Consider the following 25708-nt stretch of genomic DNA (forward strand, 5'->3'; position numbering starts at 1 on the left):
CCGCATGTTTAATTTATTAATCGAGTCGGTGATAAAAAACCGTTTCATCGTGCTATTAGCTTTACTTGCGACTATTGCTCTGGGTGCATTAATGGTTCCAAAACTGAACTTAGATGCGTTTCCTGATGTGACAAATGTGCAGGTAGCTGTTAACACCGAAGCTCCTGGTCTTGGAGCAGAAGAAGTCGAGCAACTTATCACATACCCAATAGAAGCGGTAATGTACGCATTACCTGACGTTGAACAAGTGCGATCGATTTCAAAAACAGGTTTGTCGGGCGTGACGGTGGTGTTTAAAGAAGGCGTTGATATCTATTTTGCGCGGCAGTTAGTGTTTGAGCGCTTACAATCTGCTAAAGAGCTAATCCCTAACGGACTTGGCATGCCTACCATGGGGCCTAATACCTCTGGTCTTGGGCAAGTTTATCAATACTTACTTGAAGCAAAGCCCGATGCTGACATTGATAGCATGGCGCTGCGAAGCCTAAATGACTGGGTGGTTAAATTATTACTATTACCCATAGATGGTGTTACTGATATTTTATCGTTTGGTGGCGAAGTAAAACAGTATCACGTTAACCTCAACCCTAACAAATTACTTGCCTATGACCTAAGCCAACAAGATGTAAGCAATGCATTGCAAGCAAACAACAGGAATGTTGGCGGTTGGTATATGAACCGCGGTCAAGAGCAATTAGTTATTCGTGGCACTGGCTGGTTTTCGACCGGTGATAAAGGCCTGAGTGAAATTGCGCAAACCCCCATCAAAACGATTGATGGCACCGTAATTAAAGTCACTGATGTTGCAGACGTACAGCTTGGGAGTGAAATACGCCAAGGGGCAGTAACCTTATCGACTCGTGATGAAAATGGTGATGTTGTTAACCGAGGCGAAGTTGTAACTGGCGTGGTATTAAAAAGGATTGGTGCAAATACGAAGCAGACCATCGATGGTATTAACGAGCGTATTACAATGATCAACCGCGCGCTGCCTGAGGGCGTCAAATTCACGCCTATTTATAACCAAGCGGCACTTATTAGCCACGCGGTACAAACCGTTATAGATGCATTATTACTTGCATTTGTATTTATAATCATAGTGTTAGCGCTATTCTTGTTAGACTTAAGAGCAACATTCTTGGTTTTGCTGTCCATTCCAATTTCAATCGGCTTAGCGCTCAGTATTATGGCTTGGTTAGGTCTGTCGGCCAATTTAATGTCATTGGGTGGCATTGCTGTGGCTATTGGTATGCTGGTGGATGGCTCTGTTGTTATGGTTGAAAACATTTTTCGTCATCTAGGACTAAAACATAATCAGGGTAAATCAAGCCGTGAGCTGGTTGCTGTTGCAGCAAAAGAAGTTGCTCGGCCAGTTTTCTTTGCGTCATTGATTATTTTAACGGTATTTTTGCCTTTATTCAGCTTTGAAGGCGTCGAGGCAAAGCTGTTCCAGCCTATGGCCGTCAGTATCATGTTAGCGATAGTAAGTGCCATGATTGTTGCCTTAGTCGTTGTGCCTGCGCTAAGCGTGTACTTATTTGCTAAAGGTGTATCAGTTAAACACAGCAAGCTGCTACAACCCATTGAAAAGTTGTATCAACGAGCGTTACGACAGGCGTTACAAGCAAAACGGCTGGTGCTTGCTATTGCAGCTTTGTTATTGGTTACAGCCGCAATTTTACTTCCAAGGTTGGGGACTGAGTTTGTGCCCGAACTTGAAGAAGGTACGATTAATTTGCGGGTAACGCTTGCACCATCAGCCAGTCTTGAAACGGCAATCTCAGTGGCACCTAAGCTGGAAGCCATGTTACTTGAATTTGCAGAAGTCGATTATGCACTTAGTCGGATTGGTCGAGCAGAAGTCGGTGGCGATCCTGAACCTGTTAACAACATAGAGATATACATTGGTCTTAAATCTCGCGAGCAATGGATAAATGCTAAAACACGTGTTGAACTCCAGCAGTTAATGGAAGAAAAACTTGAGCAGTTTCCTGGGCTCTTATTTAACTTTTCGCAACCCATCGCCACCCGTGTTGATGAACTTTTATCGGGTGTAAAAGCACAGTTAGCAATCAAGTTGTTTGGTAGTGATTTAGCGGTGTTAAGTGAAAAAGGTCAGCAAATTGAGCAGCTAGTTAAGCAAATACCCGGTGCTAAAGATGTGGCCATGGAGCAAATGGGCGGTGAGGCACAGTTAATTGTGAAACCTAACCGCTTAGCGTTATCGCGTTTTGGATTATCGGTTACTGATTTAATGGAGGTTGTACAGCACGGAATTGGTGGACAAAGTGCAGGGCAAATTATCAATGCTAACGAGCGTTACGATATCTATGTTCGCATAGCAGAAAATTACCGGCAGAACCCGCGTGTAATTGCAGACCTTCGTTTACAGACCCCTTCGGGGGCGATTGTGAGAGTAGGTGATGTGGCTCAGGTAGCGATTGAATCGGGAGCATCCCAAGTACGCCGTGATGATGTACAAAGGCGCGTAGTTGTACAAGCGAATGTGCAAGGACGTGATATGGGATCTGTTGTTGCTGACATTCGCGCAATAATAGAGGATAAATTACAGCTACCGAGTGGTTACAGTGTTGCTATAGGTGGTCAGTTTGAAAACCAACAACGGGCACAGCAACGTTTAATGATTGTTGTGCCAGCGGCATTGTTACTGATTGCGCTATTACTTTATTTTGCATTTGGCAATGTATCGCAAGTATTACTTATTTTAGTGAATGTCCCTTTAGCGGTAATAGGGGGGATTGTGGCTCTGTTTGTATCTGGGCAATATTTGTCGGTACCAAGCTCTGTTGGTTTTATTACTTTGTTTGGTGTTGCGGTATTGAATGGTGTGGTCATGGTAGAAAGTATTAATCATCGCCTTAAGGGCAAAGACGAAGTAGATGACGCGGTGTTTGATGGGGCAACCTCAAGGTTACGACCAGTGTTAATGACCGCATTAACTTCAATGTTAGGGCTTATACCCATGCTATTGAGCACGGGAATAGGGGCTGAAATACAAAAGCCACTGGCAACAGTGATTGTTGGCGGTTTGGTCAGCGCAACATTTTTGACCTTATTTGTCCTACCTGTTCTTTATAAGTCGATGAGTAATAAATAACTGCCTAAGTGGCTTATTTACAGAGGGGCGTAATTGCCCCTTTTTTAGTACTGAGTAATTCTGTAAAGGGCGTTTACACAACACGTAAGCCCTTATAAAATGGGCGCTATAATAATGAAGTAACAAATGGAACAGACCGTGAGCAATCAAATTTCAATTCGTCCTGCAGTACCGAGCGACGCAGCAACTATCCTACATTTCATCAATGAACTAGCTATCTACGAAAAAGAACCAGATGCAGTAAAGACTGATGAGAATGCTATTTTAAAAACTTTATTTAGTGAAGGTGCAACCGCTCACAGTGTTATTTGTTTAGAAGGTGACACAGCCATTGGTTTTGCCGTTTATTTTTATAATTATTCTACGTGGCTTGGTAAAAACGGTTTGTATTTAGAAGACTTATACGTCAGTGCTGATAGCCGTGGTAAAGGTGCAGGTAAAAAAATTATGCAATACCTTGCGAAACAAGCGTTAGAAAAAGACTGCGGTCGATTTGAGTGGGTAGTACTTGATTGGAATAAACCAGCGATTGATTTTTATGACAGCATTGGTGCTAAACCACAAAATGAATGGATCATTTATCGACTAACAGGGCAAGAGTTGATCGATTTTGCGAATCAGTAATATCACCAAATCACACAAATACTAAATATAAATAAAAATCATTTGCATTTAGAGCTTTGTCTGTGTAGTTTTAATACACAGGTTTTAAGTGCAGGTGATTTTTATGACACACACAACACATCTCTCGGCCTTAGGTGCTCCAGTTATTGATGATGCATTAGCACCTTGGCAAAACGCTATTTATAACGGGAATCTGGCTTTTGAGTCTGGCGAATTAATCATTGCTCGCGATCACTACACGCAGGCAAGTGGTTGTGCAGAAACATTACTCACGCAATTTGCGAACTTACCATTAACCCCCACGGTTATTGACACATTAGAGCATTGTATTGCGGCCTTTGTAGTGGCGACTTTAAACCTTGCAGATACCTTTAAAGTTATGCAAAAACCTGAGCAAGCCTGTAGTTGGCTTTGCTATGCTCATCAACGGCTTAGTCATCTTTTAATGCACCCAGAGCAGCAAGTTCGCACACACGTATTACATCATCATCACAAAACGTATTTTGAGCTGGTGAAGTTTGCGAAAATGTCATCGGCATTTCCAACCCTCATCAATCGTATAAATCAGCTATTAGCTGAGCATCCCCACAAAACGCAGTTATTACATTAACGATAAGGAATCAGTATGCCTTTTACATTACCCGATTTAGCTTATGACTATGATGCACTCGAGCCTAATATTGATGCAAAAACCATGGAAATCCATCATACATTGCACCACCAAACTTATATTAATAAGGCGAATGCTGCCTTAGAAGGGAGTCATTATAGCGAGCAAGATGCCGAAACACTGTTGCGAACGATTGCTACAATGCCCGAGTCATTACAAAAGGCGGTGCAAGAGCATGTTGGCGGGCACCATAATCACTCATTATTTTGGCAAGTGATGACACCGAATGGGGTTGGCAAACCAAGCGGTGAATTACATACAGCGATCGTTGAAGCATTTGGCAGTTTTGATGAGTTTAAAAAGCAGTTTACTGATGCCGCTGTCAGCCGCTTTGGAAGTGGCTGGGCATGGTTATGTGTTGACGAAAATAATCAACTCGTTGTTGAAAGTAGTTTAAATCAAGACAGCCCGCTGATGCATAACCATACGCCGATTTTGGCTCTCGATGTGTGGGAGCATGCCTATTACTTAAAATATCAAAACCGCCGACCAGAATACATCGCTGCATTTTATAAAGTGATTAATTGGCCCGAAGTTGAGCGACGTTATTTAGCTGCGATTAAATAGTTAAGGTCCGAAACTGGCTAGTCAAAAAAATATATTCGGTTAAGCTATCGGTATTAGCTGATTACGAGAATCATTATGACTAGCCAACAATGGCGTACAGCAAGGCAAAGCCGTGATGCCCGATTTGATGGGGTATTTTTTGTCGCGGTAAAAAGTACCGGTATATATTGTCGGCCAATTTGTCCGGCACCGACAGCGCAAGAGAAAAATGTTGAATACTATCAGTACGCGCATTTAGCGGCACAGGATGGGTTTCGCCCTTGTATTCGGTGTCGACCAGATAGCGCACCGAATAGCCCCGCGTGGTTAGGAACTAAAACCACGGCGCTAAGAGCAAAGCAACTTATTGACAAAGGCGAGGCATATGATTGTGAAGTGCTGGCCGATAGATTAGGTGTGTCGAGTCGTTATTTGCGCCGTTTGTTTAATCAGCACTTTGGTCTTTCAATCACACAATATCGCTTATTCAATCAGTGTAATTTTGCTAAGCAGCTGTTACAAGAAACTGATTTATCGGTTGCTGACATCGCTTTTGCATCTGGTTTTAATAGTATTCGCCGTTTTAACGACGCATTTTTAAAGCAGCTTAATATTGCACCATCAAAATTGCGAAAAACCGATAAAAAACCAAGTGCAACGTTAAATTTAACCTTGGCGTTTCGTCCTCCTTATAACTGGCAGGCTTTACACGGGTTTTTACAGCGCCGCTTAATTAAAGGTCTCGAATGGCTTAGCGAAACAAGCTATGGGCGCACATTTAAAGACTCGCATTGCCAAGGGCAATTTACTGCTCAATTTGTTGAACAAAAAAATCATTTTAAAGTCACGATAGATATTGATAACACCCGCTATTTACAACAAGTGATCCATAACATTCGTCGTGTACTTGATTTAGATGCTGATACGCACACGATTGAAGCCCATTTAAATGCCGAACTTAATAATGCCATGCCATTGACACAAGGCTTACGCTTACCGGGTATTTGGTCGGATTTTGAAGCGGGTATTCGCGCAGTCTTGGGTCAACAAGTGAGTGTGACTGCTGCGCACAACTTGGTAACTAAGCTGGTCGCTGAGTTTAATCAAGCGAGTGATACCGTGTTTTTTCCATCTCCAGAATGGCTTGCCAATTCAGAATTGAGCTTTTTTAAAATGCCTCAATCACGCAAAGACGCTTTAAACCGGTTAAGTGCGTATTGTCATCAACATCCTGATAATCAAGAGCTTGATAATTGGCTGTCACTAAAAGGGATTGGCCCATGGACAGTTAATTACGCTAAGCTGCGAGGTCAAAGTAACCCTGATATTTTACTTGCCGGTGACTTAGGCATTAAAAAGGCTTTAGCAGAGGTCGGTGAATTTGATAGTGAGCGCTGTGCACCTTTCCGTTCTTATTTAACATTTCAACTATGGCAACAATTATGAAAACGCAACAAGTTATTATGCCAAGCCCACTTGGCGATATTACCATTCAAAGCTCCTCAAAGGGCGTCAGTTATGTAGGTTTTTATCCTGTTGTTGCCATGCAAACTGAAACCGTTAACGAGCATACACTAACCCCGATTTTAATATGCATGAGCGAGCTTAACGAATACTTCAAGGGCGAACGTACACATTTTAGTGTGCCGCTTGACACACAAGGGACGGCGTTTCAGCAATCAGTGTGGCGTGCGCTAATGGGGGTTGAATTTGGTAAAACCAAGAGTTACCTAGATATAGCACAGGCTATTAATAACCCAAAAGCGGTGCGTGCCGTGGGCGCAGCCAATGGTAAGAACCCAATTAGTATCATAGTGCCATGTCATCGGGTAATTGGTGCAAGCGGAAAACTAACGGGGTATGCCGGTGGACTAGACCGTAAAGAATGGCTACTTAAACACGAAGGAATTTTGTAATAATCCTGTTTTTACTTCTACACTGTTATCAGTTAACTAAATTCGTAGTTTATTATGACAGTGACGTTGTTTTTTATTAGATTTTTACTTGTTCTTTTTATCGTACTTTCTCTGCATTGTCAGGCGAATAGTAGTGCGCCATTGCCCATGACCTTATGTTATGCAGACCACACACAAGCACCTCTGTTTGTTGGTGCTAAACATGAAATACCCCTTGTTGAACCTACGGCACAATTAGCGGCGCTTGCTAAACTTGATAATGCACTTGAATCCGTGACTTTTAAGTTTGTAAAAATGCCATGGTCGCAGTGCATTACAGCGATTAAGCAGGGTCGAGTCGATGCATTTATAGCGGGATTTAGTCCACAAAAATCCCGTTATGCTGTATTTCCGGTTACTGATAAAGGTGTACCGATTGCTAAATTTGCCTTTGCAAGAATGAGCCAATGCTTAATTGGAAGTCGTCGCTTTCATACCAAATGGCAATCTCGTGAAGTGTTACAATCAAAGGCATTTTCTTTGGCCGTTGCAAATGGGCTTTTTGTGGGAGAAGCGGCCAGCGAAGAGGCGTTTTTTATTGAACACACGTTTACTCAGCAGCAGGCTATAGAGCGTGTATCAGAGGGGCGAGCCGATGCGGCTTTAGTGCTCTGCCAAATCGAAAATAATAAACTTGATTTATCGGTATACCATCGACAGAAGCTGGCACCTGTCTATCCACCTTTAAATACGGTGACAGCGTACTTGGCTTTTTCAAATGAGTTTTATGTTAAGCATCAGAATGAGGCGGTTGTTATTTGGCAGCAACTTTTAAAGCAGAATATCCCATTGACCTTTGCAAAACAGATGCAAAACTCCCCTCATTTAGAGATGAGCAGCTACGGCGCAAAAGAGTAAGGTAATAGATGATGTTATTGCACGATTAGGGTAGCATATTGCGACTTTAAATTTTGGGCAACATCATGGCACAGCTGTACTTTTATTATTCTGCAATGAATGCGGGTAAATCAACCACACTTTTACAATCGGCTTTTAACTACCGCGAACGTGGTATGGAACCAGTGATTTTAACCGCTGCGATTGATGACAGAGCGGGCGTTGGCAAAGTATCGTCACGGATAGGTTTACAAGCTGATGCACATATTTTTGATGCCGACAAAGATGTATTTGAGCTAATCAAATCGTTGAACGATCAGAAAAAGCGTCATTGTATTTTAGTTGATGAGTGTCAGTTTTTATCTAAATTGCAAGTGATGCAATTAACCGATGTGGTCGATGAACTGGGCATTCCTGTTCTTTGTTATGGTCTTCGTAATGATTTTAGAGGTGAGTTATTTAGTGGCTCGCAGTATCTTTTAGCGTGGGCGGATAAGCTTATTGAGCTAAAAACCGTATGCCATTGCGGTCGTAAAGCAAACCACGTTTTACGCACCGATGAGCAGGGCAATGCGATTGCTGATGGTAATCAAGTCGAAATTGGCGGCAACGACCGATATGTATCGGTGTGCCGCAAACATTATAAAGCCGCGTTAAATCTCTGCCGCTAAAGCATCAATAAAGCAGTTAATATCGTGCTTAGTGACCCCTAAATGCGTCACTAAGCGAAGTGGTTTGCCTGCTGAAAAAAGTATATTTTTCTCTTTTAGCTTATTAGCAACAGCTTTTAAATCAATAGCTTCATCGACATTTGCGTACACAATGTTGGTATCGATTTGAAAAGGTGTGGTATCAAAGCCTGATAATGAATTTAATTTTTCAGCGAGATAAGCCGCATTATCGTGATCGTCACTTAGTCGGGTGACGTGATTCTCAAGCGCATATTGCCCCGCTGCGGCAAGCATACCCGCTTGGCGCATACCACCACCAAGCACTTTACGCCAGCGGCGAGCTTTATCAATGAGTGCTTTGTTACCCAATAATAATGAACCCACAGGGGCGCCTAATCCTTTTGATAGACAAATAGACACTGAATCAAAGTATTGGGTGATTTCAGTAATATCGACACCTAACTTAACTGCTGCGTTATACACTCGCGCACCATCAAGGTGAAGTGCAAGGTTGTGTTTATTAACACATTCTCTTGCTTGTTCAAGGTAACTTAATGGCAGTACTTTGCCTCCAATGGTGTTTTCAAGGCTGAGTAGTTTCGTTTTTGCAAAGTGAAAGTCATCCGCTTTAATAGCTGCAACCACCTTGTTTAAATCAATGGTGCCATCGGCGTTATTTTCAATCGGTTGTGGTTGAATCGACCCAAGTACGGCGGCACCGCCACCTTCAAACTTATAGTTATGTGCTTGTTGGCCACAAATGTACTCATCACCACGTTCGCAATGCGCCATTAAAGCAAGTAAATTTGCTTGCGTACCAGAGCTGCAAAAAAGCGCACTTTCGAACCCATGTCGCTCAGCAGCAACGTGTTCTAATTGGTTAACGCTTGGGTCATCACCGTAAACATCATCACCAACGGCAGCATTATTCATGATTGCACGCATATCGGCTGTAGGTTGAGTGACTGTGTCTGAACGAAAGTCGATCATGTTATTACCCTTATACAAGTTGGTTAAGAATGGCTTCGCGGTCTGCTTGGTCAAAGTAACTCCAAGCGATAAAGCGGCTTATTTTTTGGCCTTGTGCCATTTTTATTGTTTTAACGTCTTTGACATCAAGCGATGCGAGTTGTTTTTTGAGTTGTGGGAGTGTTTCTGACTTTGATACTAAAGACGTAAACCAAATACACTGCTCACTGAACTCTTGGCTTTCGGTGATCATTTTACTGATGAACTCGCGCTCGCCACCTTCACACCAAAGTTCGTTTTCTCTGCCCCCAAAGTTGAGTTCTTTTTTAGGGGTTTTATTTAAATTTTTCCACTTACGCTGTGAACCTGTTTGTGCCTGCTGTTCATTGGCATGAAATGGCGGGTTACATAAGGTTAAGTGGAACACATCTTTATCAGTGATAACGCCTGTAAACATTTTATTGCTGTTATCTTGTTGCTTTACTGATATTTTTAAACGATTAAATTGCGCAATTTGCTTGGCAATTTTAACGGATAAGGTATCGATATCAGACCCTGTAAAATGCCAGCCATACTCATGTTGACCAATTAACGGGTAGATCAAATTTGCACCTGTGCCAATATCCAGCACTTTAACTTGCTTACCTGTAGGGATTCTACCTTGGTTATCACTGGCTAATAAGTCTGCTAGATGATGAATATAATCAACCCGACCGGGTACAGGAGGACACAGATAATTGTCGGGCAAATCCCAAAAATCAATTTTGTAGTGGCTTTTTAATAATGCTTGATTAAGGGTTTTCACTGCCATTGCATCTGAAAAATCGAGAGTCTCACTGCCGGTTGGGCTTTGTGTTATAAACTGAGAAAGAGCCGGAGTATCTTTACATAATAAAGTAAAGTCGTAGCCATTGAGGTGGCGATTTCGCGGATGCATTAAATAAACCTATCTGTTAGCAATGTTCAGTACAGATTGTATCAAATTAATCATTACAAAGTGTTGTTTTTAGGTTTTTTTAAACAGGCAGGGTGGTCAGAAATTTTATTGGTTTCTGTTAGCATAAAATGACTAAAAACCAATTTTCATGCATTTAACTTTCTGATTTTAAACGTTAACTGAATTCAGGAAGGTAAGCTAAGTGATAAAGTCATGTGTGTTCTTAAATGCAGTTTATCTGTTTGATAATCGAGGTAAAGTAATCTTTTCATTAATACGAGTCATAAAACGGCTATGAATAATAATTCAAAGCTGGTAAATTTTAATTTCAACTAACTGAAAAGTAATAAAAATAATGATAAAAAAAATACTTAAAGGAATGGGTATAACGCTCTTAGTTATAATTTGCTTGTTTGTAATCCTAGCGGTTTGGACTTCATTTAAAGCCTCAGGATATAAAGAAACAGCGATACCTTATTTAACCCCGGCATTAACTGAAATATCTAAATGGGACGCACAAACATTAAAAAGTTACATGACCCCAACCTCAATTGAGGGTGTTGCAGATGACGACTTGTCAAAAATTATTCGAGCTTTTTCGAAATTAGGCGATTTGAAAGAACTCGGTGAGTATCAATTTATTAATGTCAGCACTAAAGCTGTAACAGGCGATGGATCAGGTACTTTTGTTACTTATAAAATCCCAGCTTCTTTTGAAAATGGTGAAGCACAAATAACAGTGACTTTAAAAGAAGAGGGTGAATCGTTTTCCATTTATCATTTCAATATAAATTCAATGGCAATGATTGAATGATAATTAAAGGTAAACTATAACCGCTGCGAGTAATTAAAGCTTGCGGCTGGTTTGTGCAGAGGGAAAGTGAATTGTTTGCTTGTCTCTTTATGTGTAATATTTAGGTACTAATGTATTGAGTGATCATTTTCAAAGGAGTGTTTATGTCTAAATTTAAAAAGGTTCTTATAGCCTTGGCAATATTGGTAGGGCTTGGGGCCATTGCTAAACAATATAATGAGCAAAATCACATGGAAATGGCCATAGAGCAATGTGGCGACAAAGACAGTATCGCACGGGTGGACTCTAAGGGTTTCGAGTGTAAAAAAACATAGCAAGGAAATCACTTTTCACAGTTGGTTTTCATCCTGAGCTGCATGTTTAGGCAACTGTGAAAAAACGATAATAAGGGAGTTGTCCATGTCCGCTTATCGTCTTTAAGCATGCAACTCAACTCAATTTCATTTGGTTCATTCCGTTATATTTTTATTAAAACTCCCGCTCTTCCGTTTACAAAGTCTTGTTGTATTTAAGGGCTACTTACTTGATCACATCATGCTTGCTTTGCTAGTAATACTGACGTAACGTATTGCTGGTACGATGAGTTTATAATAATAAAAAGGTCAACCGTGACATTAAAACAACAGTCTGTATTTATAAAATTAGCTGAAAATCAAACCCTCCATATGCGCCGTATTTGTAAAACTGATGCAACCGGGCCTGCGGTGTTTTTTATGCATGGTGCAGTCGAGAATGGCAAAATTTTTTACACTCACAGCAATAAAGGTTTGGCACCGTTTTTAGCTGAACAGGGTTATGTGTGCTACGTGGCTGATTTACGGGGCCGTGGTGAAAGTAAACCTGCCATATCAAAATATGCGAGCTACGGGCAAACCGAAGCCATATTAGAAGACATCCCCGCTTTTTTAGCAAAAATAGAACAACTTGAAGGTGCACCTGCACGTTATTGGGTTGCCCATTCATGGGGTGGGGTATTAATGAATAGCGTATTTGCGCGCTTTCCTAATCTAATTAATGATGTAAGGGCTTGTGCGTATTTTGGATCAAAGCGCACGCTTTATAATCATCACCCAAGCAAATACATCCAAGGTAATTTAATTTGGTATGGTTTAGCACCTTTAATGGCGAGAAAACACGGGTTTGTGCCTGCTAAAAAATTGAAATGGGGAAGTGACGATGAAACGCGTAAGTCCCATTATCAAAGTATGCAATGGGCTAAGCGCAAGCCCTGGGTAGACTCAGATGACGGCTTTGACTATGCAAAAGCGCTGCAAGATATAGCTCTGCCCCCTATTTTTCATGTGGCGGGTATAAAAGATAAGGCGCTTTGCCAACCGATTGACATTGAAAAGTTCATGGCTGAGTCAGGTGTAGGTGTGCAAACAATGACGATTTACGGTCGAAAATATGGTCACAAGGTGAATTATGACCATATTAATATGCTTACTCACCCTGAGGCGCGCCACGATCAGTTTGCTGATCTTCTTGAGTGGTTTTCGGCTCATTCACAAGGCGATTCATAGCCGTTTCGTAACGCTTATATTTATCTTTAGCTTTGTCAGTTAATGGTTGTCTGACTGCTGCTTTACTCAGTGTTGCGACTGGCTTATTCGACTTGTAAAACTCTAAAAAGCGATTGCTGTAATTAACGCCTAAAAATTCACACAGATCACTCAACGTTTGTTCAGGTTCTGTGACGAGTTGCTCATATTGTAAGTCAAAAAGTGCATCGGGCATTACGCTATGCCAGTGCGACATAAGTTGCTGATATAAATCGTAATACTGCTTAAATTCAGTCAATGAGCAAAAGTAGGGCTCATTTTCTGCAAAGTAATTACTAAATACTGACCACGCAACAGCCTGATAATCACGTTGTATATTTATAAATTTTGCGTTTGGAAATAATAGATAGATTAATCCAAGTGATTGATAATTTGCTGGCAGCTTATTGATCATATACGGGCGTACATGGGGAGATTGCTTTAATCTTTCTATATAGATATTGCGCGCCGTACTGATCAGCTTTTGATCCAGTTTAGATAGGCACTCGGGGTAAGGTAATTGAGTTTGCTGCTCAATATACGCAACAACCTGATTGCTGATACTGGCATCTTCTCCTAGGCTTGCAAAACTTTCGTGACTAACTAGCATTTGTTCAAGCAAAGTAGAGCCACTTCGTGGCATGCCGATAATAAAAACAGGGGTGATCGTGCCCGTAAAACGTTTATCGCGTGAATCAATTAACGTTGCATCACTTTGGCTGATGATTTGCTGATAAAAAGGGGCGAGTTCATTGGTTTTAAACGTAGTCAGTTGTGACTGCAGTTTATTAGCGAGGGTGGAGTAATTAAATGCTTGCTCGGTATCATCTAATAAATCATAGCTTTTACCTAATGCGTAGTAGCAGACCATTTTTAAACGTAAGTTATTGGTGAGTGTTAAAAAGTGATGCAGTTCATTGAGGTAGTTTTGCTCGTGATTAAAGCGAGAAAATTGCACAAGCTCAAAAAGTATATAGGCCTTAACTGGGTAATCACCCATGGCGAGCGCTTGTTGTAAAATACCATAGGCTTTGTCGAGTTCACCATAGGTTAAATAGTGTTGAGCTAAAAAGTAGTGAGGCTCTGGGTTATGACTTGCGATTGACTTTGCATATTCAAGCACAGTGAGCGCGTCTTGAGGTGAATGCACGCCATTAAACGCATCGGCAAGTGCATGCAACGGCTCAAGCAGATAGGGCAGCCTTTCACACGCGCGCTGCAATAGATATACAGCAGCATCATAGCGCTCTAATCGAAGTGCGATTCTGCCTAAACCAAACAATGCTTCACCATTTTCAGGGTTCGCATCTAACAAGGCTTTAAAATGAAACTCAGCTTCTTTTAGTTTGTTTTCAGCAAGTAATTGATTGGCTTTTTCTAGCAGCATAGCATCGATAAGAATTTATTATTTTTATTCACTATAAAACGAAAAAGGCGAAATGTCTTTCGCCTTTTTAAATCACTATAAATACCCAAGGTATGTGGGTTGTAATGCCACAACCCTCACAATAGCGCAGTTCTAGAACGTGTAAGTTGCTTTCACGTAATAGAAACCACCATTAATCCCATAAGGTGATGTCTCGTAGTATTTGCCACCCCAGTTATTGTTAGGGATGCCTGTACTGTCGAAGAAATCAAGTTTTTCAGCTTCTTGATCAAATAGGTTTTGTGCACCTACCGAGAAACTAATTGACTCAGTTAAGAAGTAGGTAACCTCTGCATCCAGTGTAATAGCTGCGTCAGCTGTTTTAGCTGTTGCATCATAATCAACGTGAACACCTTGGTATTCGCCATAGTAATTTACACGTGTGAAAGCAGAGAAATCTTCCCATTGTTGTGCCCAGCTTAATGTAGCACGGTGATTAGGCAAATCGTTTTCTAAACGGCTTACTTTAAACTCACCTGTAATTGGGCTTGACTTAGTAACTTCAGTATCATTCCAGTTGTACGCTAAACTAAATGTTGAGCTTCCGCCAAGTAGTTCAGTTGAATAGTTAGCAACTAAATCAATACCTTGAGTTGTTGTATCAAAGTCATTAGTGAAAAAGCTTACTTGCGCTAAGTTTTGTACGTTGGGTACACCCGCAGCTTCAAGAGTATCTTTGTCTGCTTGGCTTAGCTCAATTTTATCTGATTGACTGATTCGGTCATCTACTTGAATGTTGTAGTAGTCTACAGTTAAGAATAAGTCACCTAAGGTCCATACGGCACCAAATGTGTAGCTTTGTGATTCTTCAGGTTCAAGCTCGGTACCCCCTAATTGCACTGCAATCGGGTTAGTGGGTGGTAAAAGTGCTGAGTCTACTAATACACCGCTACTTAAGTTTGTTTGCACGTTACTTACATTCGCTTGTCCGACCGTTGGCGCACGGAAACCTGTACTGATTGAACCACGAATATTTAGATCTTCTGTTAAATGGTATTGACCCGTTAACTTATAGTTAGTGGTTGAACCAAATGTGTCATAGTCTTCATAACGAAGTGCTAAGCCCACTAAGAAATCTTCTGTAAAGGGGGCTTCTACGTCTACATACGCTGCGTAGTTACGGCGAGTATACTCACCGGCATCAGACGGTTTGAAACCAGGGAAGCCGTTTGAGCCGATACCAAAGCCTTGCTCTGTTAGTGGACCCGCTGTAAAGGAAGCAACATCACCTGACACAACGGTGAACGTTTCTTCGTGCCATTCAAGACCACCTGCAACGTTTACGTCGTATGCTAAGCCAAAATCATAACCTTTAGATAAATCAGCGTTAAAGTTTTTCTCTAACTGTGAGTATTTACCAGGGCTAAAGTCGCGTGGACTATCAGGACCAAGTGACGCGTTAATTGTATCGTAGATGAAGTAACGAGATTCGTTATAACCTACCGTACCACTTAAATCATAGTAAGCACCATTAAGGAAACCACTGGTTATTTCACCTTTGGTACCAATTGTCAGTGCTGTATCTGTGATATTCCCACCAAAGTTTGGTGTGAAACCACCTGGTAAAATTTCATTGAATGCAAAACAGTCTGGGTTATTTGCCACACCGCTAATGTAGTCAGGGTTATCTAACACATTGTCATCAATCTTTATGTTGGTTGGGCAGTTACCGCTCATATCACCCGTTAAATCACCAACAAGTAAGGTTTCGCCGCCGTCATTTGAATAAACACCAGGGCGAGTATGCGGGTTACGATAATAGAAACCACCACGTACATCTCGCTCAGAATAGTTACCAAACATGTAAAAATCTGACGTATTACTTAATTGAAGACCAATGTTACCGAAGATTGAAATGTCATCATTAACCTCTGGTGCACCCCATACTTGTGCTAGTGGCGACACGTCTGGTACACCCGCAGCAGATAACGCAGCTGCGTCAGGGCGTTGAACTGAACGACTTGTTGCGTCAGCTGTTTTGTATTGGAAACTTAAATTTGCAAAGCCACTGTCTGTAAATGGAAGGCCCACATTACCAGAGATTTGTGTTGTATCTCCATCTCCTTCGTAGTATTCGCCTTGGCGGATTTCAAACGAGCCACCCTCAGACGCATCTTTTAATACGAAGTTCATTACACCTGCGATGGCATCAGAACCATACTGTGCCGCTGCACCATCACGTAAAACTTCAACTTGTTTCAGCGCGATACTTGGGATCACAGAGATATCTGCACCTTGTGCACCATCGTTAATGCCGCCACCAAGGAAGGCAATTACAGAAGCACGATGACGACGTTTACCATTAACAAGCACTAATGTACTGTCAGCAGGAAGGCCACGTAAATTTGCTGGGCGAACCAGTGATGCAGCATCACTAATCGGGTTTTGGTGTACGTTAAAAGAAGGAACTGAGCCTTTTAAAAGCTCAAGCATATCAGTATTACCAGCTTTAGTAAGTTCTTCGCCGCCTATGATATCAATAGGAACAGGTGAGTCACCGATAGAACGCGGCGCTGAACGAGTACCAACTACTGCGATTTTTTCAACATTTTTGTTAACTTTAGTCTCTTCGGTTGACTCATCTGCAGCAACCACAGAACCCGACACAAACAGACCCGCTGTTGTCGTGGCTAAAGCAAACTTAACAGCTTGTTGTAGCATATTATTTCTTAATTTCATTCTGACTTCCCCAGTTAGAATAGTTATGATTATGCCACCAAATAGGTATTTTAATTTGGTGTAACTAACTTATACCTACTGTTAATTTGATTTGCAAATTGTTAATAAGACGTTTTATTTTGAGTGTTTTTGTCGTATTTTTTGCATTTTTAAGGGATATGTCACTGAAAACGCATGTGATAAATTATTCGTTGTTTTCTTAAAGGAGGTCAGAATTTATTGTTGAAGCTAAAAAAAATTAAAATTAGTGATTGTTTGTTCGTATTTTGCACTAAAACTGAGTTGGAACGGTTTAATTATTTTGCTTTGATTCGTTTTTTAATTGCCACTGTCGTAATTTCTCACGATATTCATCCCAAACACACGGGCAACAACTACCGCCTCCACAACATTCGTCAGGCGCAGGCTTTTGTGGCTTAGGTTCATTTAAGTGGCGATCTTGGCACATTTAAAAAATAAAACGAGTTAAGAAAAGTGTGCGAAGGGTAAAGCAAAATCTACTATAAGTAAATTATGCTTTGTGAAGTGAGATGCTTATGTGAAAATAACCGAATGCGATTATATAAAGTTATTCATCGGGCCCCATTTCGAGTGGCTAAAATTACCAAAAAGCGTCAGCAATTACGCTTTAAGCGCGCTATGGTGGCACTTAAAATCGCACTTGCCCAAGAAAAGCAAGAAACCAAAGAAATGCTGCAAATCTATAGACGTTATACACAAGGCCACGCAACTAAAGAAGAGCTGCATACGGCCAATGAACAATTTTTAGATATTCTAAAAGGGATTGGGCTGGGTGTGTTTGCTGTATTGCCTTTTGCACCCATTACGATTCCGCTAGTTGTAAAACTAGGGCAGTGGGTTGGTGTTGATGTTCTTCCGAGTTCATTCAATATCAATAAGTCACTTAAAGAGATAGATCAGCAAGTTGCAAAAGAAGAAGCCGAAGAAAAAGATCACAAGTAAGCTGCGTTTATCAATCTGATTTCGCCTATACCCTTTAGCTCAAGTTATTGGTATGCTTAATTACCTTTTCTTTATATTGAGTCGTTTAATGAGTTCATTAATTCGTCATTCTTCTACGGGTATTCCGCTCTCTTTCATTGAAAAAACGCATTTAGCATCGTGGTTATCTGAACAGCCGCAAGCTTTGCAAAACTGGTTAAGTAATTGCGACTTTAAAAACAAGGGGCTTGCGCTCGTAGCTGACAGTGAATCTGGTGATTTGGTTCATGTGTATTGCCTTGTAAACGATATTAACGATTTTTGGCTTGCAGGTGACTTGTCGACTAAATTGCCGGCTGGTTGTTACCAAATTCAGGGTGACAGTGCCTTTGTCGAACAGGTTGCACTTGGCTTTATGTTAGGTGGTTATGAGTTTAGTGAATATAAAGAAAAACCATCGCCACGAGCACAACTTGCTATCAGTGATGAAAGCCTTGCCAAGCGCTTGACTGAATTCGCAAGCGCAATAAATTTAGTACGCGATCTCGTAAATACACCTGCAGCCGATATGATGCCACAACATTTATCACAAGTGATGGCTGACTTAGCTGATAATTTTGATGGTGAGTTTAGTGAATGGGTTGGCGATGAGTTGCTTGAGCAAAATTATCCCACAATTCACATGGTTGGCCGTGCAAGTGAAAACAAACCACGTTTGTTAGACTTACGCTGGGGCGCAAAAGATGCCCCTCAAATTACCCTTGTGGGTAAAGGGGTGTGCTTTGACTCGGGCGGTTTAGACTTAAAACCAAGCTCGGGCATGCGCAACATGAAAAAAGACATGGGGGGCGCAGCTCATGTCATTGGCTTAGCGCAGCTAATTATGGCAGCGAACTTGCCGATACGTTTACGTGTTTTGGTTCCTGCTGTAGAAAATGCTGTATCGCGTAATGCATTCAGACCGGGTGATGTTATTAAAACCCGAAAAGGTATCACTGTTGAAATTGATAACACGGATGCCGAGGGGCGTTTAGTGTTATGTGATGCGTTAGCAGAAGCACAAAACGACAATCCCGATCTTATTATTGACTTTGCAACGCTTACAGGAGCGTGTCGTATTGCGCTTGGTACTGAACTGCCAGGCTTTTTTGCGAACGATAACGAGGTAGCCAGTAAGTTGATGAGCGCCGGAGAAAAGTGCTTTGATCCCGTTTGGCAGTTGCCTTTATTCAGTCAATACAAAGCGTTATTAAAGAGTGATGTGGCTGATATTGCGAACTGTGCATCAACCCCATTTGGTGGAGCTATCACTGCTGCACTTTACTTAAAAGAGTTTATCGAACCGACTACGCCTTGGGTTCACTTTGACGTTATGGCGTGGAACTTACGCCCATTGCCTGGTCGTCCTGTGGGAGGGGAAGCACTCGGTATTCGTGCTGTATTTAATTACCTACAAGACCGTTTTCAATAAGTGTTATATTTGATACAACTCTAACGGTAAATCATCGGGATCAGCAAAAAACGTAAATTGCTTCCCGGTGATTTCATCGACACGAATATCTTCCACATCTACACCTTGTTGTTCTAAGTACTGTTTAGCTTCCGTTATATTGGCCACTTTAAAAGCTAAATGGCGCAGTCCTTGTGCTTCAGGATAACTTGGTCTTGTGGGCGCATTTACAAATGAAAACAATTCTATTTGACTGCCGTCTGGCAGTGCAAGGTCTAGCTTGTAAGAATCACGTTCTTTTCGGTACTGCTCATGGATAATTGGCAATTTTAAAATTTCAGTGTAAAAGTGTTTTGAATGCTCATAATCACTATAAATAATCGCTACATGGTGAACACCTAATAATCCGATTGTTTTCATATATCAACAGTATCCTTGAAACAAAAAAGCGCGGACAATTGCCGCGCTTAATTCACAATATATAGCTTGTTATTCAGCCGCTTTACATGCTGCAACAGCCGGCGCAACAAGTTCTAAGCCTGTTTTATCGCAGGGTGGAAGGCTTGCGTCTGAAATTGAGATAGGCGTTACGCGCTCGCCCCATTTAATGTAGCTTGCAGCCCACGTTAAACCGGCACCAAATGCCGCAGACATAATATTCGAGTTTGGTTTTATAAGGCCTTGCTCAACAGCTTCGCAAATCGCAATTGCAATTGTTGCAGCTGATGTATTGCCGTAATCAGCAATGTTGACCATTACTTTTTCGTCAGCCACCTTTAAGCGCTGCTGAATAGCTTGAATAATGCGTAAGTTTGCTTGGTGCGGAACAAGTACATCGATGTCATCAAGTTTTAACTGCGCTTGATTAAGCACATCATCACACGCTTCGCTCATTCCTTTAACGGCACGTTTGAAGATTTCACGGCCTTCAAATAATAAGTTAGACGGGCCAATTGGCGCGTACTTATTAAGATCGCTACCAAAATTTTCGATATGCAAAATATCACGATCTTCGCTATCACAGCCTGTTTTAGTTGCCAATAAACCAGATGGAGTATCAGACGCTTCTAATACAACAGCGCCCGCACCATCACCAAATAATACTGCACTGTCACGACGTTCCCAATTGATGTACCAGGTCATGCGCTCTGCTGCGATAACCACCGCTTTTTTGATCATACCAGCACGAATTTGTGCAGTAGCTGCTTGTAGTGCGTATAAAAAGCCTGAACATGCCGCGTTTGTATCCATTGCTGCTGCACCCACCGCACCAATATTCTTTTGTACAAGTGAGGCTGTATTAGCCACCATTGTTGAGGGGGTACATGTTGCGAGTAAAACAAGATCAATGTCTTTCCCATCAACACCTGCGCATGCAAGTGCGTGTTTTGCAGCGACAGTTGCTAAATCAGCAGTGCTAACGTGGCTTACACGACGAGACTTAATACCCGTGCGCGTTGTGATCCATTCATCGTTAGTATCAACGATATTGCTGATTTCGTCGTTGCTAATGCTTGCTGGTGGTATACATTTACCCCAGCCAGTGATTTGGGCATAAGACATAATGTGTTCTCTTTATGTGGTCAGACTTGTTAAAATTTTGCCGAAGTTATATCAAAATTCACTTGTTAAGACTAGCGTAACACACTGCTATGTCGCAAATAATGGCTTTTACTCGGTATTTAAGTTAAACCTAGTATAAAAATGAGGCGAATATGAAAAAAATAAATCTAAAAATAGGCACCTTATCGGTACTGGTTTCTTTGTGCACATTTTCAGTGAATGCTGACACGTTGCTGATCCATGCAGGGAAAATGTTGGTCGGCGTTGAGCAAGCTGTAAAACAACAACAAACCATCGTGATCGAAAACGATAAAATTACAGCAATTGAAGCTGGTTATTTAACTAAAGAGCAATTAAATCTTACAGATGCAACGATTATTGATTTAAAAAATCAGATGGTGCTACCCGGTTTAATCGATATGCATGTGCACTTAACATTTGAACGAGATACTAAGCGAAACCCCCATCAGTGGTTAACTGAGTATGAAGCGGATGATGCACTGCGTTCACTCAAGTATTTAAAGCGCACAGTCGACGCAGGTTTTACCTCAGTGCGTGACTTAGGTAGCCGTTATCAAGTTATTTTTCCATTAAAGCGTGCAATTGAGCGGGGTGATATACCTGGGCCAAGAATTTTTGCGGCAGGCGATATGATTACCCCAACGGGAGGGCATGCCGATATGCACGGGTACCGCCGTGATGTTAGCCAAGCCATTGGCGGTGGGTTAGGCGTGTGTAATGGCGCTGATGATTGTACTCGAGCCGTAAGAGATGTAATAAAAAGTGGGGCCGATGTCATTAAAATCACTGCCACGGGTGGGGTGTTGAGTAATACAGCTGCCGGTGTTAATCAGCAGTTTACCGATGATGAACTTACTGCAATCGTTAATACGGCTCATCATTTAGGTCGCCCAGTTACTGCACATGCACATGGCACAGAAGGTATCAAAGCGGCTTTACGAGCGGGTGTAGACTCAATTGAACATGGCTCTTTTTTAGATAAAGACACTGTGAAGCTATTTAAGAAACAAGATGCGTATTTAATCCCAACATTACTCGCAGGTGCTACAGTCAAACAAGAAGTATTAGAAAACCCCAACATGCCAAAAGCAATTGCTGATAAAGTTGAGTTTGTGGCTCCAAAAATGGAGGCATCGTTTAAATTAGCGTTAAAAAATAAGGTTAAAATAGCATTTGGAACAGATTCAGGCGTATCAAAGCATGGTGATAATGCAAAAGAGTTTGAGCTACTTGTTAATTATGGCATGACACCAAAAGAAGCAATAAAATCAGCCACTGTCGAGGCCGCTAAATTATTAGGGCAAAGCGAGCACCTTGGTGACTTGAGTGTTGGTAAACAAGCAGATATTATCAGTGTTAATATGAATGTACTTGATAACATTAGTGAACTTAGAAATGTACGCTTTGTTATGAAAGGCGGAGACGTGCTCAAACAGTAAGGGTAACTACGATGAGCGGTAAAATTAAAGCAACGTTATTTAATCAGCTCATTGAGGCTGAAAGGCAATTGCTAGAACCTGAGATCCGTCAGTCTGCAGATGCACTCGATGCGTTGCTCGATGATGACTTTATTGAAATTTCAGCTAATGGCACGTCGTTTAATAAGTTTCAGGTTTTAACACGTTTACCGACTGAAGTCGTTCCTCAGTTTTATAATCAACACTTTAAAGGGCGGATGCTGAGTGATGAGATTGCCCAATTGAGTTATCAAGCTGCTTTTAGGCGTTCCGCCCGTGCTGAGTTTAATTATTCAATTCGCATGTCGCTATGGCGCTTTAATGGTCAACAATGGCAAATGGTGTTTCATCAAGGAACACCTTGCGCTCCCTTTACTATTTCTATGGATGACGATTAAGTCTCTTAACGCTTTTTATGCAAACTGATCCGGCGATTAGTCGCTTACTTACTTTAAGAAGTGCAGCTATTGCTGTGCAATTTTTTGCTGTTGTTTCGGTATATTTTTTATTTGATTATCAAGTTGCCATCTTCCCTTTAGTGGCTGTGATTAGTGTAGAAGCACTGTTCCAATTGCTCAGTATTTTAGCGTATCGCAAAGTGAACCACGCGAAACCGATTGCCGTGTTGATGCAGTTGACTGCTGATATCTTATTTTTATCAATATTGTTGTCTTTGAGTGGGGGCGCCACGAACGCATTTGTGTCGCTGTTACTTTTACCAATTATGATTGCTGCCGTGTCGGTTAATGGTAAAGGATTAGCTTATATAGCCGGGCTTGCTATCGCGGCGTATAGCTATTTGCTGTTTAAAATGCCTGATCACAGTATGCATCAAATCGACATGACTCATCACTTTATTGGGATGTGGGTTAACTTCGTGATAAGTGTGATTGTAATTGCATTTATAATCGGTGCGCTAAATCGGACGATTAAAGCACGCGATGCCACTATAGCAAGAGGCCGAGAGCAGCAGCTCAGGCACGAGCAATTGTTAACATTAGATGGTGCAGCTGCACAAATTACCCATCAGTTAGCAAGTCCTATAGCAAACCTGCAATTTCTTTATGAAGAGCTTAAAGAGCAGCAAGCTGACGACCCCATTATACAAGAAATGGCCAAGCCATTGGAGCAGTGCAATGAGCAACTAGCGCATTTTAGAGCGCTATCATCTGCGCTTAGAACAGGTAAAACGCAAACAATAATACCGGTCGATGTGCTGCAAAAAGAAATAGCAGATGCTGCATTATTACATCATCCAGAACACACGCTTGAATGGTTAAATGAACCACCTAAATGCACTATTCTGAGTGATGCAATGTTATTACCCGCTATTTTGAATTTGCTACAAAATGCAGTATTAGCAAACAATCAGCAGCACTCTCACATAGAAGCTAGTTGGCAGTTTAACGCGGATTCGGTTTCTTTATCTTTACGTGATTTTGGTCAAGGTTTAAGTGAGCAACAAATGGCAGTATTAGGGGGTCAACTTATGCCGAGTCAACATGGTATGGGGATGGCAGTAATGCTTTCTAATGTGACTTTGGAACGCTTAGAAGGCTCACTTACAGTGAGTAATCATAAAGAGCAGGGGGCTGTAGCTACGATCACCCTGAAAGTGGTATGAATTTATTAATAATCGAAGACGACATTAATCTAGCCAACACGCTAGCCAGACGCTTTACAAAACATGGTTTTTGTTGTCAGCTTGCCCACAGTTGTCAGCAAGCAATTGACATTTGTAGTGCTTTTTCACCCAGTCATTTTTTAGTCGATTTAAAGTTAAAAGATGAAAATGGCTTAACGTTAATAAAGCCAATGCGCCAGCAATTTCCGCGTTCACGTATTATCCTGCTAACAGGCTTTGCAAGTATTGCCAGTGCGGTTGAAGCGATTCGTCTCGGTGCAGATGATTATTTACCCAAACCCGTCGATTTTGTATCGTTACTGAGAACATTACTTGAGGGCAGTGAGGCAGAGCAATCTACTCATACTCTGCCGCAAACACAAATAATGTCGCCAGAACGACTCGAATGGGAACATATTCAACACGTATTGCATCGTAATCATGGCAATATATCTGAAACAGCAAGGCAGTTGAACATGCACAGGCGAACCTTACAACGTAAACTTCAAAAGAAACCCGCTCAGCAATAAAGATGATATTTAAGTATTGTTAAATTAAGTCACACAACACAAAAAAGGTATTTAGTATTAGAACGAAATACCACTCGTCACATTTGATTTGCTGCATTGGGATTCCTTAACTAAAGTCAAATTAACCCTATTGGTTGTATGAGTCTGGTGTATGGATTTTTCTCAACTGAATTTTTTTGCCGTATTTCTTGCTGCGCTTGCTTCTTTTCTTCTTGGGGCTGTTTGGTATTCTCCGTGGTTTTTTAAACGCATTTGGATGGAGAGCTGCGGTTTAACAGAGCTTGATCTTCAGCAAATCAATCATGTCATGGTGTTTGGTGGCAGTTTTGTGCTGTGCCTATTAATTGCTTTAAGTTTATCTTTATTTATTGGTAGCAATGTTAATGTAGGCGTTGCCGTAGGCACAGGGTTTATAATCGGTTTATGTTGGGTAAGTTGCGCACTTGGCATTGGTTATATTTTTGAGCAACGACCCCTTAAATTGTTTTTAGTGAACGCTGGCTATTCTATTTTACAGTTCTCTTTAACGGGTTTGGTTTTGGGGCTTTGGCCATAGACATGGTAGCATGCGTTTTTTAATCGCGTTTAGTGTGGAGTTTATGGCTAAACCCAATAAAAAAGGCCCGACGAAAACCGTTGATATATTTTGTAGTCAGTGCAAGTGCCAATTATTTAAATACCGCAAAGGCGGCAAAGGTGCATTAGTTAAGTGCTTTGTTGAACGTATAAGCCAAAATTTTACAGCACAGACGGGGGTTTGCCCGCAGTGCCATCGTCATTTTGCCCGCGAAACAATGATAAGAGGCACACCCGCATTAAAAATTATTGGCGGTAAAGTGACGCATAAGTAGCTTATACATAGAATGCGGACATTTATCCTCGTTTAAGTTATCTGCTTTGATACCATTGTTCGGTTTGCTGTTTCAATGAATGAAAACAACCCTCCCCATGGATTGGGCCAGTTGTTTGGGTATAAACAAATGAACAATATGGATTCACGTACGTGATAGCACTTTTATTTGATATTATTGGTATGACGGGTACTTTCTTGGTAGTAGGTGCCTTTTTCATGTTACAACTAAATAAAGCATCCCCGACAGGGCTTGTGTATAACATGATGAACTTAACTGGCGCGGTGCTGCTGTTAATTAGTTTGTGTTATAACTTTAACTTGGCCAGCTTTGTCATTGAAATATTTTGGATTGCGGCATCATTGATTGGCTTATACAAATATCTTAAAACTAAGCGCAGTGAGCGTGTTAAGCAGTTTAGCTAATTGAGACGTTAAACTAATGAGACAGTAGCCCATAACTATAAAGTACATGGGCTTTTTT

The 25708-nt window shown here is 41.4% G+C and carries 27 protein-coding genes; 20 read left to right on the forward strand and 7 right to left on the reverse strand.

Translation table 11 applies throughout. The features are described 5' to 3' along the window. The first annotated feature begins 4 nt into the window (after window positions 1–4). From ACSSVW_RS01930 to ACSSVW_RS01965, 8 genes are all read left to right on the forward strand, one after another. A complete protein-coding gene (locus ACSSVW_RS01930) occupies window positions 5–3118 on the forward strand; it encodes an efflux RND transporter permease subunit (RefSeq protein WP_454178727.1) in 3114 nt (1037 codons plus the stop codon). 126 nt (window positions 3119–3244) lie between these two features. Next, complete coding sequence (locus ACSSVW_RS01935; protein WP_268260732.1) at window positions 3245–3742, forward strand: GNAT family N-acetyltransferase; 498 nt, start codon at window positions 3245–3247, stop codon at window positions 3740–3742. A gap of 103 nt (window positions 3743–3845) precedes the next feature. Beyond that, a complete protein-coding gene (locus ACSSVW_RS01940) occupies window positions 3846–4352 on the forward strand; it encodes a hypothetical protein (RefSeq protein WP_454178728.1) in 507 nt (168 codons plus the stop codon). Window positions 4353–4367: 15 nt separating this feature from the next. Next, window positions 4368–4979 carry a superoxide dismutase gene (locus tag ACSSVW_RS01945; protein WP_454178729.1) on the forward strand — a complete coding sequence of 204 codons (612 nt, stop codon included), beginning with the start codon at window positions 4368–4370 and terminating at the stop codon, window positions 4977–4979. 75 nt (window positions 4980–5054) lie between these two features. Next, entirely contained in the window at window positions 5055–6404 is a 1350-nt protein-coding gene (locus ACSSVW_RS01950) for a DNA-3-methyladenine glycosylase 2 family protein (RefSeq protein WP_304634131.1), read from the forward strand. Further along, on the forward strand, window positions 6401–6874 hold the full coding sequence (locus ACSSVW_RS01955; protein WP_118844936.1) for a methylated-DNA--[protein]-cysteine S-methyltransferase: 474 nt from the start codon (window positions 6401–6403) through the stop codon (window positions 6872–6874). The genes ACSSVW_RS01950 and ACSSVW_RS01955 overlap by 4 nt, the downstream gene beginning before the upstream one ends. A 54-nt stretch (window positions 6875–6928) precedes the next feature. Continuing rightward, window positions 6929–7771, forward strand: a complete 843-nt coding sequence (locus tag ACSSVW_RS01960; protein WP_182396585.1) for a transporter substrate-binding domain-containing protein — start codon at window positions 6929–6931, stop codon at window positions 7769–7771. 65 nt (window positions 7772–7836) lie between these two features. Continuing rightward, entirely contained in the window at window positions 7837–8421 is a 585-nt protein-coding gene (locus tag ACSSVW_RS01965; protein ID WP_065979110.1) for a thymidine kinase, read from the forward strand. Here the strand turns inward: ACSSVW_RS01965 and ltaE are convergent. Together ltaE and rlmF are read right to left on the reverse strand one after the other, a co-directional pair. Beyond that, the gene (ltaE, locus tag ACSSVW_RS01970; protein WP_065979111.1) at window positions 8404–9411 is read right to left on the reverse strand and encodes a low-specificity L-threonine aldolase; all 1008 of its coding nucleotides are present in this window, start codon (window positions 9409–9411) and stop codon (window positions 8404–8406) included. The two genes, ACSSVW_RS01965 and ltaE, sit on opposite strands and share 18 nt — an antisense overlap. A gap of 10 nt (window positions 9412–9421) precedes the next feature. Beyond that, window positions 9422–10327 carry a 23S rRNA (adenine(1618)-N(6))-methyltransferase RlmF gene (gene rlmF, locus ACSSVW_RS01975; protein WP_074989116.1) on the reverse strand — a complete coding sequence of 302 codons (906 nt, stop codon included), beginning with the start codon at window positions 10325–10327 and terminating at the stop codon, window positions 9422–9424. 355 nt (window positions 10328–10682) lie between these two features. On the opposite strand from rlmF, the gene ACSSVW_RS01980 reads away from it, so the two are divergent. From ACSSVW_RS01980 to ACSSVW_RS01990, 3 genes are all read left to right on the forward strand, one after another. Then, entirely contained in the window at window positions 10683–11141 is a 459-nt protein-coding gene (locus tag ACSSVW_RS01980; RefSeq protein WP_454178730.1) for a hypothetical protein, read from the forward strand. Between the two features lie 143 nt (window positions 11142–11284). Continuing rightward, window positions 11285–11455, forward strand: a complete 171-nt coding sequence (locus ACSSVW_RS01985; protein WP_454178731.1) for a hypothetical protein — start codon at window positions 11285–11287, stop codon at window positions 11453–11455. A 294-nt stretch (window positions 11456–11749) separates the two neighbouring features. Then, a complete protein-coding gene (locus tag ACSSVW_RS01990; protein WP_036972821.1) occupies window positions 11750–12664 on the forward strand; it encodes an alpha/beta fold hydrolase in 915 nt (304 codons plus the stop codon). Here ACSSVW_RS01990 and ACSSVW_RS01995 read toward each other — a convergent pair. The 3 genes from ACSSVW_RS01995 to ACSSVW_RS02005 all read right to left on the reverse strand — a co-directional run bounded on the left by ACSSVW_RS01995 (window position 12585) and on the right by ACSSVW_RS02005 (window position 17235). Beyond that, the gene (locus ACSSVW_RS01995; RefSeq protein ID WP_454178732.1) at window positions 12585–14069 is read right to left on the reverse strand and encodes a tetratricopeptide repeat-containing sulfotransferase family protein; all 1485 of its coding nucleotides are present in this window, start codon (window positions 14067–14069) and stop codon (window positions 12585–12587) included. The genes ACSSVW_RS01990 and ACSSVW_RS01995 overlap by 80 nt on opposite strands. A gap of 132 nt (window positions 14070–14201) precedes the next feature. Beyond that, window positions 14202–16787 carry a TonB-dependent receptor plug domain-containing protein gene (locus ACSSVW_RS02000; protein ID WP_182396590.1) on the reverse strand — a complete coding sequence of 862 codons (2586 nt, stop codon included), beginning with the start codon at window positions 16785–16787 and terminating at the stop codon, window positions 14202–14204. A gap of 292 nt (window positions 16788–17079) precedes the next feature. After that, a complete protein-coding gene (locus tag ACSSVW_RS02005; protein ID WP_454178733.1) occupies window positions 17080–17235 on the reverse strand; it encodes an oxidoreductase-like domain-containing protein in 156 nt (51 codons plus the stop codon). A 104-nt stretch (window positions 17236–17339) separates the two neighbouring features. Between ACSSVW_RS02005 and ACSSVW_RS02010 the strand changes: the two genes are divergently transcribed. Then, a complete protein-coding gene (locus ACSSVW_RS02010) occupies window positions 17340–17750 on the forward strand; it encodes a hypothetical protein (RefSeq protein ID WP_036972817.1) in 411 nt (136 codons plus the stop codon). A gap of 88 nt (window positions 17751–17838) precedes the next feature. Continuing rightward, window positions 17839–19200 carry a leucyl aminopeptidase family protein gene (locus tag ACSSVW_RS02015; RefSeq protein WP_065979117.1) on the forward strand — a complete coding sequence of 454 codons (1362 nt, stop codon included), beginning with the start codon at window positions 17839–17841 and terminating at the stop codon, window positions 19198–19200. 3 nt (window positions 19201–19203) lie between these two features. Here the strand turns inward: ACSSVW_RS02015 and gloA2 are convergent, their stop codons facing one another. Then, window positions 19204–19590, reverse strand: coding sequence for an SMU1112c/YaeR family gloxylase I-like metalloprotein (gene gloA2, locus ACSSVW_RS02020; RefSeq protein ID WP_454178812.1), 387 nt, complete (start codon window positions 19588–19590; stop codon window positions 19204–19206). Between the two features lie 78 nt (window positions 19591–19668). Further along, window positions 19669–20742, reverse strand: a complete 1074-nt coding sequence (locus ACSSVW_RS02025; RefSeq protein ID WP_065979118.1) for a ketoacyl-ACP synthase III — start codon at window positions 20740–20742, stop codon at window positions 19669–19671. Window positions 20743–20894: 152 nt separating this feature from the next. Between ACSSVW_RS02025 and ACSSVW_RS02030 the strand changes: the two genes are divergently transcribed. The 7 genes from ACSSVW_RS02030 (at window position 20895) to ACSSVW_RS02060 (ending at window position 25650) form a co-directional block, all read left to right on the forward strand. After that, the gene (locus ACSSVW_RS02030; RefSeq protein WP_036972814.1) at window positions 20895–22202 is read left to right on the forward strand and encodes a metal-dependent hydrolase family protein; all 1308 of its coding nucleotides are present in this window, start codon (window positions 20895–20897) and stop codon (window positions 22200–22202) included. An 11-nt stretch (window positions 22203–22213) separates the two neighbouring features. Beyond that, the gene (locus ACSSVW_RS02035) at window positions 22214–22618 is read left to right on the forward strand and encodes a nuclear transport factor 2 family protein (protein ID WP_036972813.1); all 405 of its coding nucleotides are present in this window, start codon (window positions 22214–22216) and stop codon (window positions 22616–22618) included. A 17-nt stretch (window positions 22619–22635) separates the two neighbouring features. Further along, window positions 22636–23844: an ATP-binding protein gene (locus ACSSVW_RS02040; protein ID WP_454178734.1), complete on the forward strand. Its 1209-nt coding sequence runs from the start codon at window positions 22636–22638 to the stop codon at window positions 23842–23844. Further along, on the forward strand, window positions 23841–24374 hold the full coding sequence (locus ACSSVW_RS02045) for a response regulator transcription factor (protein WP_454178735.1): 534 nt from the start codon (window positions 23841–23843) through the stop codon (window positions 24372–24374). Before ACSSVW_RS02040 ends, ACSSVW_RS02045 begins: the two co-directional genes overlap by 4 nt. Before the next feature lie 151 nt (window positions 24375–24525). Next, complete coding sequence (locus ACSSVW_RS02050) at window positions 24526–24930, forward strand: DUF1761 domain-containing protein (protein ID WP_036972810.1); 405 nt, start codon at window positions 24526–24528, stop codon at window positions 24928–24930. A 43-nt stretch (window positions 24931–24973) separates the two neighbouring features. Further along, the gene (locus tag ACSSVW_RS02055; protein ID WP_036972993.1) at window positions 24974–25225 is read left to right on the forward strand and encodes a hypothetical protein; all 252 of its coding nucleotides are present in this window, start codon (window positions 24974–24976) and stop codon (window positions 25223–25225) included. A 152-nt stretch (window positions 25226–25377) separates the two neighbouring features. Further along, a complete protein-coding gene (locus ACSSVW_RS02060) occupies window positions 25378–25650 on the forward strand; it encodes a CBU_0592 family membrane protein (protein ID WP_036972808.1) in 273 nt (90 codons plus the stop codon). Window positions 25651–25708 lie beyond the last annotated feature (58 nt).

The sequence above is a fragment of the Pseudoalteromonas sp. MBR-15 genome (assembly GCF_053628915.1).

Coding starts and splice junctions, on each gene's coding strand:
- ACSSVW_RS02025 (WP_065979118.1), bottom strand. CDS start 20,742: ATGTCTTATGCCCAAATCACTGGCTGGGGTAAATGTATACCACCAGCA.
- ACSSVW_RS02045 (WP_454178735.1), top strand. CDS start 23,841: ATGAATTTATTAATAATCGAAGACGACATTAATCTAGCCAACACGCTA.
- ACSSVW_RS01945 (WP_454178729.1), top strand. CDS start 4,368: ATGCCTTTTACATTACCCGATTTAGCTTATGACTATGATGCACTCGAG.
- ACSSVW_RS01960 (WP_182396585.1), top strand. CDS start 6,929: ATGACAGTGACGTTGTTTTTTATTAGATTTTTACTTGTTCTTTTTATC.
- ACSSVW_RS01940 (WP_454178728.1), top strand. CDS start 3,846: ATGACACACACAACACATCTCTCGGCCTTAGGTGCTCCAGTTATTGAT.
- ACSSVW_RS02035 (WP_036972813.1), top strand. CDS start 22,214: ATGAGCGGTAAAATTAAAGCAACGTTATTTAATCAGCTCATTGAGGCT.
- ACSSVW_RS02015 (WP_065979117.1), top strand. CDS start 17,839: ATGAGTTCATTAATTCGTCATTCTTCTACGGGTATTCCGCTCTCTTTC.
- ACSSVW_RS01930 (WP_454178727.1), top strand. CDS start 5: ATGTTTAATTTATTAATCGAGTCGGTGATAAAAAACCGTTTCATCGTG.
- ACSSVW_RS02005 (WP_454178733.1), bottom strand. CDS start 17,235: ATGTGCCAAGATCGCCACTTAAATGAACCTAAGCCACAAAAGCCTGCG.
- ACSSVW_RS02050 (WP_036972810.1), top strand. CDS start 24,526: ATGGATTTTTCTCAACTGAATTTTTTTGCCGTATTTCTTGCTGCGCTT.
- ACSSVW_RS02000 (WP_182396590.1), bottom strand. CDS start 16,787: ATGAAATTAAGAAATAATATGCTACAACAAGCTGTTAAGTTTGCTTTA.
- ACSSVW_RS02040 (WP_454178734.1), top strand. CDS start 22,636: ATGCAAACTGATCCGGCGATTAGTCGCTTACTTACTTTAAGAAGTGCA.
- ACSSVW_RS01935 (WP_268260732.1), top strand. CDS start 3,245: ATGGAACAGACCGTGAGCAATCAAATTTCAATTCGTCCTGCAGTACCG.
- ltaE (WP_065979111.1), bottom strand. CDS start 9,411: ATGATCGACTTTCGTTCAGACACAGTCACTCAACCTACAGCCGATATG.
- ACSSVW_RS01955 (WP_118844936.1), top strand. CDS start 6,401: ATGAAAACGCAACAAGTTATTATGCCAAGCCCACTTGGCGATATTACC.
- ACSSVW_RS01995 (WP_454178732.1), bottom strand. CDS start 14,069: ATGCTGCTAGAAAAAGCCAATCAATTACTTGCTGAAAACAAACTAAAA.
- ACSSVW_RS02055 (WP_036972993.1), top strand. CDS start 24,974: ATGGCTAAACCCAATAAAAAAGGCCCGACGAAAACCGTTGATATATTT.
- rlmF (WP_074989116.1), bottom strand. CDS start 10,327: ATGCATCCGCGAAATCGCCACCTCAATGGCTACGACTTTACTTTATTA.
- ACSSVW_RS01950 (WP_304634131.1), top strand. CDS start 5,055: ATGACTAGCCAACAATGGCGTACAGCAAGGCAAAGCCGTGATGCCCGA.
- ACSSVW_RS02030 (WP_036972814.1), top strand. CDS start 20,895: ATGAAAAAAATAAATCTAAAAATAGGCACCTTATCGGTACTGGTTTCT.
- ACSSVW_RS01985 (WP_454178731.1), top strand. CDS start 11,285: ATGTCTAAATTTAAAAAGGTTCTTATAGCCTTGGCAATATTGGTAGGG.
- ACSSVW_RS01980 (WP_454178730.1), top strand. CDS start 10,683: ATGATAAAAAAAATACTTAAAGGAATGGGTATAACGCTCTTAGTTATA.
- ACSSVW_RS01965 (WP_065979110.1), top strand. CDS start 7,837: ATGGCACAGCTGTACTTTTATTATTCTGCAATGAATGCGGGTAAATCA.
- ACSSVW_RS02010 (WP_036972817.1), top strand. CDS start 17,340: ATGCGATTATATAAAGTTATTCATCGGGCCCCATTTCGAGTGGCTAAA.